Source organism: Massilia eurypsychrophila (assembly GCF_002760655.1).
Lineage (GTDB): Bacteria > Pseudomonadota > Gammaproteobacteria > Burkholderiales > Burkholderiaceae_D > JAFCUW01.
In genome coordinates this window covers 1-9,920 of the sequence record NZ_PDOC01000045.1, presented here as the reverse complement: position 1 = coordinate 9,920, position 9,920 = coordinate 1, and the positions used below count along the sequence as shown (strand labels likewise).

Below are 9,920 nucleotides of genomic sequence, written 5' to 3'. Positions count from 1 at the left end.
CCAGTGTCCGTCGTCCACCTCAATCCGGAAAAGACCATCAGTGATGGCGCCCGAGTAGAGGAAACCGTGCTGCAAAAGAAAGCAGCATAACGACTATATTAGGCGACAACTAGCTTGACGGCCACCGCCTACGACCAGCCGTTTGTTTAGGCGCCTACGGGCGCCAGTGAGCCGGGGTCAATGCCCCCCTCCGGCATAGCCTCAGCGGAGACGGAAGGAGCAGGGGTCAAGAAAGGAGCCGGGGTCAATGCCCCCTAATTCCAGCCATTCGGGTCAGCGGGCATTGGGTGTCAGTGCCTACATCCCAACACGTTCTGAGCAGAAGGCTGTCCGGCAGGGCCGCGCGAATGCCAACGGCAGTCTCAGCGGATTGACGTACCCAAGCGGCGGCCCGAGCCCGACCTATTTGCCGAACGCTCTGGGCGAGCCTTGCCCAGGTGGGCAGCCAGAGCTGCACCTGTACACATCCGAGCACCTACACCGCCACCACCAGCTACGGCTGCCCGAGCGACGGCACCCTCAGCGGCAGCAGCTGCAGCCGCAACGACAACTACGCAGCCAGCGTCAGCTACAGCTGCAACGCCGGCGACGCGCTCAGCGGCAGCAGCTGCAACCACACCAACTACGTGGCGGCAACGGTGACCTACAGCGTAAGCGTCTTTCCAGTAACGTCTGTACGGCCTGACGCTGCCGCCTCATGAGCGTGCTGCGGAACAGTCTGGCGCCCAAGTTTCCCCTTACATATGGGCCGACTTCATTAGCACTCGTGTAATCAATGCGAGCTTTACTCTTGAAGATGCTTGTTGTTGAGCAGTCGATAACGAAGATTTTCAAGCGGTATAATCTTTGGTACCGTCCACACCAAACTCAGATGCATGCAATTCAGCCCCAAAGCGAAAGTGACCATGGCGAACTTCGATGTTGAACATCTTAAAAAAATGCTGAGAAGCGCCATAGGCAAGGCGTCAGGTCCTTTTGAGACAGTCCAGGACGACAGCGCCAAATTACCCGGCGAGGCGCGTGATGAATCAACCGGAATTGAGCTGATCGAACCGAGCCAGCAATCGTTTCAAACGGTCGCTGCGCGCCGCGCCGCCTACGCCAAAACGATGCCTGCGCACGTGGACTTTTCAACTCGCTTCGAAAAGAGAACGATCGGTGGTATCGACCTGATTCCCATCCCGGTAGGACAGCTATCACTGCCCTCTGGAAAACTTGTCGTCGCAGATCCTTTCTACTTTGCAGAGAAATTTACCGGGCCTTTCAAGCGCGAAATTGCGCCAGGGGACTATACGGTGGAGCTTGCCCTTGCCGTTGCCGGTGAGTGGGGGCGTCGTATCGCGTTTGCGCGTGTGTGTTTCGCAGGCGGCGCGCCTTCAGTATGGGAGCTGGCCGAAACCACCGTTCCGGGAGAACTGAACGTTTTTATTGGAGTGGACACCGGCATGGTTTGTTTTGCCGATGCCAAACGCCGCCACTGCATTCGCGGATGCGGTTCGAAAATTCTATAACGCCCACCCGGACGGTAATTACTATAACGATATTCTGAGCAGCGATATTCCTGCGGACGCGAGTTGGGGCATACATCGTCCCGATCCCGAACTGGCGCTTGATGTGATTTTGATTAGTTCCGGGCTGGGGGATGGCGTGTACACCGCCTACTGGGGACTTGGGGCGGATGGTGTCCCCGTTGAACTGGTGCTCGACTTTCAGCTATTCGATGAGAGGGGGTCAATCTTCAGAAAGGTGTAGAGGAACCAGTTGGCAGTAAGCGTCGGGATCAGCGCGTCTTGAATTAGCTGTCGAATTACGTAATGATGGCATCACACCGCTGGGAAGCGGCGTGTTTTTAGGCAGGTGCCAGCTGCCCGGCGCAACGCCAGGGCAGGAACTCGTCAACACGGTTGACGGGATGATCGGCGATGTGGGCTAGCACATGCCGCAACCGTGGCTCAGCGCTTTCAAACCGACTGCTGCACAAAAGGTCAAGGCATCACTCTAGTTTGTCGAATTCCTCGCCGGTACGGAGGCATTCCCATACTTCACTGCAGCATCAAACACGCGGATTTTCACGGTTGTCCTTTTCGTAAAAGCTATCGATAATCTCGTGTAATCGTTCCGACTGAACCGGTTTAGTAAGGTGCCCGTCAAACCCTGCCTTTATCGCACGCTGACGGTCTTCTTCAGTACCCCATCCGGTCAAGGCCACAAGGATTACTTTGCTGGTAGTCGCATCAGAACGCAGCCGATGTGCAACCTCATAGCCACTCATCCCTGGGAGACCAATATCCAAAAAGATAACATCCGGAACATTGGCTCGGGCGGTTTGCAAAGCGGCCGGGCCAGTGTGCACGGTCTCCACTGTATGCCCCGCGAGGACCAGAAGCATGGAGAGTAACTCAGCCGCGTCGATATTATCGTCTACCACCAAAATGCGGCGAGGTGTAGCATGAGAAGTTGCCCTCACGCTGTTAGTTGCGGCGGTTACTTCCACCACATTTGCCAGGGCCAATGGAAGCCTGACCGTAAAAGTGCATCCCTGACCCATACCTGGACTTTCTGCAGTGACCTCTCCTGAATGCATTTCGACTAATTTTTTGACAAGCGCTAGACCGATACCCAAGCCGCCATGGGACCGGTCTACAGTTTTTCCAACTTGACTAAACAATTCGAACACATTCGGGAGCGCTTCGGCTGACAGACCGACGCCCGTGTCACGCACGCTGATTACGACCTCGTGACCCACGCGCTCGGCAGACAGTTCAATTCGGCCGCCCTGGGGGGGTATATTTAGCTGCGTTGTTGAGCAGATTACTCACGATTTGTGCCATCCGAGTAGGGTCGGCATGAAGAAAAAACGGTTCCTTCAACATCGAGAGAAACATTTGATGATGGCCTCCCTCAATGAGAGGTCTGCTTAGTTCTAACGCAGAATCCAACACGGTTCGAACTTCCAGCCGCTCCTTCTTGAGCTGAATTTTTCCGCTCGTAATACGCGAGACGTCAAGTAGATCGTCTATGAGGTCAACCATATAGCCCACTTGCCGCTCCATAATTTCCGTTGTTTTTGCGGTAGCTTCGATAGATGGTGCAACCTTCAAAAGAGTCAGCCCGGTGCGTATCGGTGCCAGTGGATTCCGGAGTTCATGTGCCAAAATAGCCAGAAACTCATCCTTGCGTCGATCTTGATCGCGCACTCTTTCATAGAGGCTGGCGTTCTCGATACCTGTTGCTGCTATCGCTGCAAGTTGCACCAAAATAGCTTGGTCTTGTTCTGTAAATTCTCCTTCAAACTTGTCTGAGAGCTGAACTAAGCCCAAGTTTCTACCACCATGTCCGACGAGTGGCACCGCAAGCCAGCCACGCATGCGAGGGTGTTCCTTTGCGTGTTCTCCGAATCCCTTCCAAGCCGGGTGTGCTTCTAATTCCGCTTGGGTCAGCCGCATTGGGAGATTCGTACGGCACACTTCAGAATAGATACCCGAGCCATCTGGCGTGGGTGAATAATTACGATATTGGGAAAACTTCTCAGATAAAGACACAGCATTGATTGCCTGCGCCCACTCAGCGCTCACAGTCAAGGACGTAACGGCTTGATGTGCGCCAAGCATACTGCGAGCCTCTTCGGTCAAAACTCGGGCAATACTATCCATTGATAGGATGTGCCCCATTGTTCTGCTGGCGTTTGCAACCTGCGTTAAAAGTAAACCGTGCTGTTGTTCGGCGGACAGCATCTGAGCCATCCTTGCTTCGGATTCTGAGCTTACCCGTAGCAGGTCCTCCTCGGCATGTCTACGTTCCGTAAAATCGACACCTTGAACAAAAACTCCGCCTATCCCTCCGTCGGGATCGCGGTACGCTTGATACATGAAGTTCACATACCGTTGTTCACTTGGTCCTTTGGGACTACGCTGGAGAACCACAGACACATCGGAACCGCCCTGTGCGACTCCAGTAGCGAACACAGAATCAAGTAGAGCTACAAAGCCTTGGTCTACGACTTCCGGAAGGGCCTCGCGCATCGGCATACCAAGGATTTCTCGGTGCCCGATGAGCTGCATGAAATGCTCATTCGTCTGTTGTACAACATGGTCCGACCCTAAAAGAACGCACATAAAGGAAGGTGAACGTTGAAAAATGTCTGCCAGTAGGGCGCGCTCGGTTTCAACTGTTCGCAGTAGCCGCATTTGCTCTACTTCGGCTAACTTTCTCTCAGAAATATTCCGAAAGGTCACTACTGCACCTGATGGAAGGCCGTCCTCCATCACCGGGGCGACCGAATAGCTTACCGGCACTGCAATGCCATTCTTATGCCAGAATACGTCATCTGACACATGAGAGGGGATCCCCTGCCTTGAAGTTAAGAATATAGGGCACTCTGTTACTGGGTGAGAGCTGCCATCTACGTGAGTATGGTGGATGATTTCGTGAACGGAATGACCGACAAGTTCCTCTGTCCGATACCCCAGCATCGCAGCCCCAATTGGGTTGAGGTATGTACAGAGGGAATCAGCTCCCATCACATAAATACCGTCCCCTGCTGAGTCAAGAACGGCACGGAGGTGCTCTTGACTTGCTTTTAGCGCTCGCTCTGTATTCAGTCGCTGTAGACCGAGTGCGGCTTGGTTGGTCACGACGCTCAACAAAAGCATATCCTCGTCCGTTGGAAAGTCCACCCGTTCCGAAGCGACGACTAAAATTGCTTTCGGGGCCGCTAATTCAAACGGGAAAACAGTTGCACGGAGAGTAATACTGCTGAAAGGATCCGGCAATGTTGAGATCGGGAGAGGGCGGTTAGCCTCTAAAAGTTGCGCTACCGCGCCTTTCACCTTAGCAACCGAAATAATTGGATCAGAACAGTGCTTACTGCGAGCGATTTCCAGAGGAAGCTCTTCCGTAGGCTGGACCATATGCATATAAACTAAATCAAGATCCAAGGAGCTCAACAAAGCTTCCGCAAGTGCTGCGGCGAGCCCAGCCGAATCTAGATTCGCCCATTTTGTGGCTAGAGCCGAAAGAGCTATTACATCTCGCATGACACGTTCCAAAATAAAAGGAGCAGGGTTTGCACGTTGATTTTACCATTTTTCATCAAGTTGCTCTTTGGCTGAGAGAGACTGAAAACGCAAAGGCCAAGGTTTGTCACGTCTCAGCAGCAGGCCACGTCGCACAAGATCCTTCTCGCACGGCCTCTGTCGGCCTCCCGCGCTCAGCCTCAACAGGATCTAGCGCGAGTGGCGCTAACGTGATAGCACGGCCAAGTTGCCGCCGCGAAGACATTCTTCGTATAAAGCGATTATAAAAGGTACCGGCTGGCAAAGTCGTTCGGTATGCAGTGGCTATTTGCCTTATTAACAGCAGCCCAAAACCAGACTACGCCCGGCTCATCAACAAGTGCAGCATAATGCCGAGTCCAGCTTAGCAGGGGTCGTTATGCCAGTTAGCTTTCTCTCGAACGACCAGCGCGAAAACTATGGCCGCTACGGCGGCACACCGTCATCTCATGATCTCGCCCAGTACTTCCACCTTGATGACACCGACCTCGCGTTGATCGCGCAGAAGCGCGGTGCACATAATCGGCTGGGCTTCGCCGTCCAACTCGGGACGGTGCGCTATTTGGGCACGTTCCTGGAAAACCCGCTGGCAGTGCCTCAACCAGTGCTTCGGACGCTGGCCACGCAGCTGCGCATCGGGCGGTTGGACGAGCCAAACCCCTACAGCGCCGGCGAGCAGCGCTGGCAGCATGCGACAGAAATTCGCGCCTCCTATGGCTACGTCGAATTTACGGAACCCCTGATCGCCTTCCGCCTGACCCGGTGGCTGTACGCCCTTTGCTGGACCGGCACCGACCGACCGAGTGTGCTGTTCGAGCGGGCCACGACATGGCTGGTGACGCACAAGGTGCTGCTGCCAGGCTGCACGACGCTCGAACGGTACGTTGCGCGGTTACGCAGCCGCGTCGAGGAGCGCTTATGGCGCTCGCTTGGCAATGGGATCAGCCTGGACCAGCAAACGCGCTTGGAAGGACTCCTTATCTCTTCTGGCGGTACGCGGAATTCGCCACTTGACCGCCTTCGTAGCGGGCCGGTAGTGGCCAGTAGCCGATCCATGAGCCTGGCGCTAATGCGACTGCAAGCCGTCCGTGAACTTGGCATCCGGTTGCCGGCTGCCACGCGCATCCCCGCCACCCGGGTCGCGGCCCTTGCCCGGTTCGCCGGCGCTGCCAAAGCCAGCGCGATTTTGCGCCTGCCGGTGCTGCGCCGCTTGGCCACGCTGGTCGCGTTCGTGCACTGCCTCAAAGCCTCGGCACAGGATGACGCCCTGGAAGTGCTCGAAGTCATTCCGCGAGAGCTTTTCGGTGACGCCGTGAAGGCCGACAGAAAATCGCGTCTCCGATCGCTTAAGGATTTAGACGAAGCAGCAGCCACCCTTGCGGCTTGACGCCTTTCGGCGCGTCGATTTCGCGCGCCACGATGCAAGTGGCCGACACCGCTCCGGCTTTGCCGTTCGCGATGTTCACTGTGCGCGTCCAGGTTGTTGTCGCACCTTGCGCGACTTCTGTTCGTCTCTGGCCGGCATCGTGAAGGTGATCTCTCCGAGCGCAACGCCGGCGGTCGTATGCGCCCACAATTTATCGCCATCACCATCGGGCAAGCAGCGATAGTGCTTGGCGCGAACCAGCCAGTCGGCCGGTGTGCCCAACGCTTGGGCGCGCGCCATCATGGCCAACAGATCGGCTTCGCGGTCCGCCCCGTACACGAGTCGCGTGTTAGGCATTTCGGCCGCCATTTCCGCGACGCCAACGGCTCGCGCTCAGGCGTAACAGCGTAGGTCGGATGCACGTACATGCCGCGCCTCGCTTCGTAGTTCAACGGACCGAGACCGGCCGCCTCCTGGCCATTGAAATCGAGCTCTGTTGTATCTTGCAAACAGAGCACAACCGGACACGCACTCATCCGCTTCTGGGTCTGCTCCCAATGCGGCGCCATGATGTCCTGCCACTCGACGTCAGGGTTGCTGAGGAAGCGGTAGGCGGCACAGGTCTCGCCCCAACTGTGGCAAGCCATTGGAATGCTGGCCGTCGGGTTCGCAGTAAATCGTTCCATCAGTATCTTCGCTCTCTTGTCGAGGCGACCGTCTTTCAAGTCGAGTCCTGCAAATTCTTGCTCTGTCCAGCGATTCGATCTTGTTGCCAACGCGTCACCCAAAAGGCAAGAGTAAACTTGAAACCCGCTCAGTTTACAAGTCCCTTTGTAAGTGCTTGAATGTAAACAGCTTTCTCACGCGCCGGCTGAGCCGCTCAGAGATGTGTATAACGAGATGGTCTTAACCCGGTTTTGCGTTCCACTGCACCTCAAACCCCAGAAATCGCGATTTACTCGAGGTAATTTTTCGTGCGCTTCGCCCACGGCGCCGGCTCGGTCCCCATCATCTTCTTAAGGCGCTCCCTTTTTTCCGCTTCCGAAATGTCGCCTTGATGGCCTGCCGGAATGGAGCTGCGTACCGCCTCCGAGGTTGCTGGTGCGACCTGTGCCTGCTCAACAGGTTTGCTATAGCCACTGGTGACGGCCACCGCCAAAATTCCTACCGAAATTGCTATGTATCTGTTCATGGCCATTCCTACGATTCTGCGTTTAAGTTGCCGGACGGCATTCTTATTATATGGTGAGCGCGCTTGAGCGCGGAGATTACGAATCTCTGCCAGAATTCTTCATCGAGCTGGCTGGCCGGCCGCGAAGTTCTGCGGCCTCTTCCAGGGCTCGACGTTCTCCGGATCGAGCCTCCGCGACGCTTTCTCTGGCGGTCGATAATTCTCGGACTGCCGATTCATATCGAGCGTTCGCAGCTTCTGCGGAGATGCGCGAATTCGACAGATCCTCGCTCAGCTGACGAATGTTCTGCTGCTCTGCGGCGACTTGTGAGATCAGCGCTGCCGTCCGCTCCTTCTCGGCCCCAAGACTCTCCTGCAGGGCACTTAATCGCCCGTTGGCGCCGGCGAGCGCCGCCTCCAGACTGCTGGCTTTGTTCCGGTAGGAGTCGGCCTCTGTTTGGGATGCGCGTGCTTCCTTCGCGGCCCGGTCGAATTGCTCTTTCCAGTGCCGGCCCTCGCCGCGCGCATGATCTACCTGAATCAGTGCGTGACGGCGGTCGCCCTCCAGCGCGGAGACGGCAGCAGCCTGCTCCGTGATCTTCCGAGCCAGTTCGTCCGACAGCGACTCGATCCGCTCGTCCTTTGCTACGAGCCTGGCGGTCAGCTGCACGACCTGCGCCTCACGCTGGACGATGGCACCGTCCAGCCGCGCAATGGCCGCGTCGCGGGCGTCGATCTCGGTTGTTGCTAGGTCCAACTGGTGGCGCAAAGCGTCTGTAGCTGCTTGCGCTTCGCGAACTGCGAGGACTGCCTGCGCGCGCTCGCTTGCCAGCTGAGCACGCTTAGCCGCGAGTCCTTCCTCGGCTTGGTCGACGGCTCCTCGCCACACCTCGCGGAAGAGGGTGGCCATGTGCTCGGGAACACCGCCAATAGCAGCGGCCTTTTTCAACTCAAAAAGGCCTTCGTACCAATGTTGAATGTCTTTCTGGACGTCGCCGTCGCTGCCTTTTTTGGTGTCCCACAACCTAAGTGTGATCTCGCGCACCAGCGGTACGCTCGGCTTCCTGCTTTCCGCAGCCAGAACGTCGCACGCGAGGTCGGTCAGCTTCTGTCGCGGGAGCGTCTTGTAATCGATTGAAGAGTTAGTTTGCATGGTCTGTTCGCTGAGTTATTACAAGGCGCCGGCAGCCAGCAAGGCACGGGCCTGAGATTCGACTTCGCGCGCCCAAAGCGCGATTCTGCTCGCCGTGCGCTGCGCGCCGGTCCGGCTATTCCAATGTGGATCGAACACGAGTTGCTTTACCCGGCCAGCTCGAGTTCAAACCATTCATGCTGGTATGGCCGGCGAGTATCAATGGAAAATCCGCCAGTTGCGTTTGAAGCCGTTGAGCCTTTTTTCCGCACAGGACGACAAGCCGGCACCCGGCAAGATCGTCACGCACACGTTCGACGTTGGAAGGTAGCTTGATCGTTGAGTCGCCGGCCTCGGTCCTGCGGTCGCCGCGGGCTTTCGCGAGTGGCGATGAGTGGGCGTTGGAAATCCGATAGTCATAACGTTCGGCGCTTGGAAAGACTGTGGGCAGCGCCGGCACCAGGTGCCGTGAGAGCGCCACCTGCAGGTGCTCGCCAGTGACGTCGAAGATCGGCTTAAGGTGGCACGCCTCGAAGCTGCCGGGCGCAGAAAAAACGAAGGCTACGTCGAGAGAACCGAACCAGAAGTGGGCGGACGAAGCCGGCGGGGGATGTAGAGGGATGGCCATGTGGACATCATACCTCGACGACGAATTTTTACGTAAATAAAACAGAGATATTTTTACAAATAATGGCATTCAATCGAGATTACACATATAATCTCGACTGAGAAGATGACTTTTGGAAAGAGTAAATTTTTGCATCGTGGATCGCCGTGGAACATTGGCGAAACCCGGCGATGCAAAATACTTGAAACCCGCGCAGCCATTGGGCTCTAGCCAAACGGCAGGTTGTAAAAAACCCTCCGTGAATGTTTCACGGAGGTCCGTTGTATGGTCTGATAGACGAAACGGAGATGATGCCGGGAGCATCAATTCAAGAATAGCAGCAGTGATCCAATATACAATGCACAACTTTGAACTGATTGATTTAGATCGTGCGCCGGCGCCAGTCGCGCCGCGGCGTGCTGCTGGCCAGCCATTAGTTGCTGCCGAGAACGACACCGAGCTGGCCCGCGCCTTTCTGCTGCATGGCATGCTTGCGCCGTCGACGCTGAAAAGCACAAAAACCGAGCTGTCCCGGTTTCTCTGGTGGTGCCGCGACCAGCAGCTGCGCCTGGCGGACTTGCGCATCGAGG

General features: G+C 56.3%; 8 protein-coding genes and 4 pseudogenes. 5 read left to right on the top strand and 7 right to left on the bottom strand.

Annotation, left to right across the window (positions count from 1 at the left end; genetic code table 11):
- Nucleotides 1-437 precede the first annotated feature (437 nt).
- The 3 genes from CR105_RS26720 to CR105_RS26710 all read left to right on the top strand — a co-directional run bounded on the left by CR105_RS26720 (nucleotide 438) and on the right by CR105_RS26710 (nucleotide 1,752).
- A complete protein-coding gene (locus CR105_RS26720) occupies nucleotides 438-701 on the top strand; it encodes a hypothetical protein (protein ID WP_099793938.1) in 264 nt (87 codons plus the stop codon).
- A gap of 204 nt (nucleotides 702-905) precedes the next feature.
- Complete coding sequence (locus CR105_RS26715; RefSeq protein WP_180288326.1) at nucleotides 906-1,511, top strand: DUF4241 domain-containing protein; 606 nt, start codon at nucleotides 906-908, stop codon at nucleotides 1,509-1,511.
- The gene (locus CR105_RS26710; protein WP_099793934.1) at nucleotides 1,462-1,752 is read left to right on the top strand and encodes a DUF4241 domain-containing protein; all 291 of its coding nucleotides are present in this window, start codon (nucleotides 1,462-1,464) and stop codon (nucleotides 1,750-1,752) included. The genes CR105_RS26715 and CR105_RS26710 overlap by 50 nt, the downstream gene beginning before the upstream one ends.
- A 97-nt stretch (nucleotides 1,753-1,849) precedes the next feature.
- Here CR105_RS26710 and CR105_RS29555 read toward each other — a convergent pair.
- The 3 genes and pseudogenes from CR105_RS29555 to CR105_RS29655 all read right to left on the bottom strand — a co-directional run.
- A pseudogene (locus CR105_RS29555) lies at nucleotides 1,850-1,945 on the bottom strand (transposase domain-containing protein); the annotation flags it as partial.
- 108 nt (nucleotides 1,946-2,053) lie between these two features.
- Nucleotides 2,054-2,746: a response regulator gene (locus CR105_RS26705; RefSeq protein WP_099793932.1), complete on the bottom strand. Its 693-nt coding sequence runs from the start codon at nucleotides 2,744-2,746 to the stop codon at nucleotides 2,054-2,056.
- A gap of 16 nt (nucleotides 2,747-2,762) precedes the next feature.
- Nucleotides 2,763-5,036, bottom strand: a complete 2,274-nt coding sequence (locus tag CR105_RS29655) for a PAS domain-containing sensor histidine kinase (protein WP_099793930.1) — start codon at nucleotides 5,034-5,036, stop codon at nucleotides 2,763-2,765.
- 397 nt (nucleotides 5,037-5,433) lie between these two features.
- On the opposite strand from CR105_RS29655, the pseudogene CR105_RS26695 reads away from it, so the two are divergent.
- A pseudogene (locus tag CR105_RS26695) lies at nucleotides 5,434-6,435 on the top strand (DUF4158 domain-containing protein); the annotation flags it as partial.
- Here CR105_RS26695 and CR105_RS26690 read toward each other — a convergent pair.
- The 4 genes and pseudogenes from CR105_RS26690 to CR105_RS28085 all read right to left on the bottom strand — a co-directional run.
- Nucleotides 6,416-7,208, bottom strand: a pseudogene (locus tag CR105_RS26690) (IS4/Tn5 family transposase DNA-binding protein); the annotation flags it as partial. The pseudogenes CR105_RS26695 and CR105_RS26690 sit on opposite strands and share 20 nt — an antisense overlap.
- Before the next feature lie 167 nt (nucleotides 7,209-7,375).
- Nucleotides 7,376-7,612: a hypothetical protein gene (locus CR105_RS26685; protein WP_131021872.1), complete on the bottom strand. Its 237-nt coding sequence runs from the start codon at nucleotides 7,610-7,612 to the stop codon at nucleotides 7,376-7,378.
- Nucleotides 7,613-7,688: 76 nt separating this feature from the next.
- Nucleotides 7,689-8,744, bottom strand: coding sequence for a DNA-binding protein (locus CR105_RS26680; RefSeq protein WP_099793926.1), 1,056 nt, complete (start codon nucleotides 8,742-8,744; stop codon nucleotides 7,689-7,691).
- Nucleotides 8,745-8,859: 115 nt separating this feature from the next.
- Nucleotides 8,860-9,351 carry a hypothetical protein gene (locus CR105_RS28085; RefSeq protein ID WP_131021871.1) on the bottom strand — a complete coding sequence of 164 codons (492 nt, stop codon included), beginning with the start codon at nucleotides 9,349-9,351 and terminating at the stop codon, nucleotides 8,860-8,862.
- Between the two features lie 337 nt (nucleotides 9,352-9,688).
- On the opposite strand from CR105_RS28085, the pseudogene CR105_RS26675 reads away from it, so the two are divergent.
- Nucleotides 9,689-9,920: pseudogene (locus CR105_RS26675) on the top strand (hypothetical protein); the annotation flags it as partial.

What these genes read in the sequence shown, in the direction of transcription:
- CR105_RS26715 (WP_180288326.1), top strand. Translation starts at nt 906, where the DNA reads ATGGCGAACTTCGATGTTGAACATCTTAAAAAAATGCTGAGAAGCGCC.
- CR105_RS26710 (WP_099793934.1), top strand. Translation starts at nt 1,462, where the DNA reads ATGCCAAACGCCGCCACTGCATTCGCGGATGCGGTTCGAAAATTCTAT.
- CR105_RS29655 (WP_099793930.1), bottom strand. Translation starts at nt 5,036, where the DNA reads ATGCGAGATGTAATAGCTCTTTCGGCTCTAGCCACAAAATGGGCGAAT.
- CR105_RS26685 (WP_131021872.1), bottom strand. Translation starts at nt 7,612, where the DNA reads ATGAACAGATACATAGCAATTTCGGTAGGAATTTTGGCGGTGGCCGTC.
- CR105_RS26680 (WP_099793926.1), bottom strand. Translation starts at nt 8,744, where the DNA reads ATGCAAACTAACTCTTCAATCGATTACAAGACGCTCCCGCGACAGAAG.
- CR105_RS28085 (WP_131021871.1), bottom strand. Translation starts at nt 9,351, where the DNA reads ATGGCCATCCCTCTACATCCCCCGCCGGCTTCGTCCGCCCACTTCTGG.